The organism is Bartonella sp. CL162QHHD (assembly GCF_042195435.1).
In the GTDB taxonomy this organism is placed as follows: Bacteria; Pseudomonadota; Alphaproteobacteria; order Rhizobiales; family Rhizobiaceae; genus Bartonella.
In genome coordinates this window covers 1-1,003 of the sequence record NZ_JBHIOG010000090.1, presented here as the reverse complement: position 1 = coordinate 1,003, position 1,003 = coordinate 1, and the positions used below count along the sequence as shown (strand labels likewise).

At 41.9% G+C, this 1,003-nt stretch carries 1 pseudogene; it reads right to left on the bottom strand.

The annotated features are described in order from the left end of the window. Nucleotides 1-1,003, bottom strand: a pseudogene (locus tag ACFILD_RS09555) (hypothetical protein); the annotation flags it as partial.

Below are 1,003 nucleotides of genomic sequence, written 5' to 3'. Positions count from 1 at the left end.
GCTAGACCAATAGCAGCAGCTTGTCTTGCTTCTTTCCGAACATCCTGAATAGCATAATTCAACGTCTCAAATTTCATATCCGTATAGGATTTAGACTCGTTAACAGCATCATTGACAAGACCACTAACTTTCTCATCCGTATACTTATTGGCATCTTCAAGAACTATCTTCATCTGCTCTTCAGTATAATCATGCAACTGACCGCCATTAACAGCTTGCTGAGAACCTGTTTCAATCTTGCCTGCCGCTACATTGTCTATCATAACAGGTTCGCTGTCATTGCCTCCTACTAACGTAATGCTATTGGTCTTTTTCCCATCACTATCTTTATCATAGTTAACAACGCCATCTGTTACGGCTACTTCAATATCTTTCACATGTTGATCTATCGTATCTACTTTGTCTTCAACCTCTTTTACCCTCTCATTCGTGCTCCAAAGCTGACCACCATTAACAACTTCTTGCGAACCTTCTGCTATCTTACCATCCAATACATTCGTAATCTTACTCGACTTACCATCATGCTTCGCATCATACGCGCCTTCTTCTTCATTCCAATTCAAACCATTGCTCGCCACACTCTTCTCAACATCATGAATACGGTCGTTGATACTCGTCATACCATCACTGACACCATCAAAAGCTCCTGCTACATCATGATAAATCTTCTTTTCTGACGAACTACCATCAGAATTGAATTGTGCAACCTTGAATTCCGGAGCCCTCCATTCGCCACCTTCATAGCTAGCTCCTCCTCCTAAATACATCGCTAGCGTCTGATGCAAGGAATAAAGCTGAGAACCATTCACGGCTTCCGTCGAGCCTTCAGAAAGTGTGCCCGCTTTCACGCCAGAGAGACTACGTGCATCACCATTCATGTTTGAAATTGTGATTGCACTACCCTCTTTTTCACCACCTATCTTGATTACCTTCGTAGCATCATCCTGCTTAACAAGACTATCTCCTACAACTTTATTAATCTCATTCTGAAGCTCTTTATGAA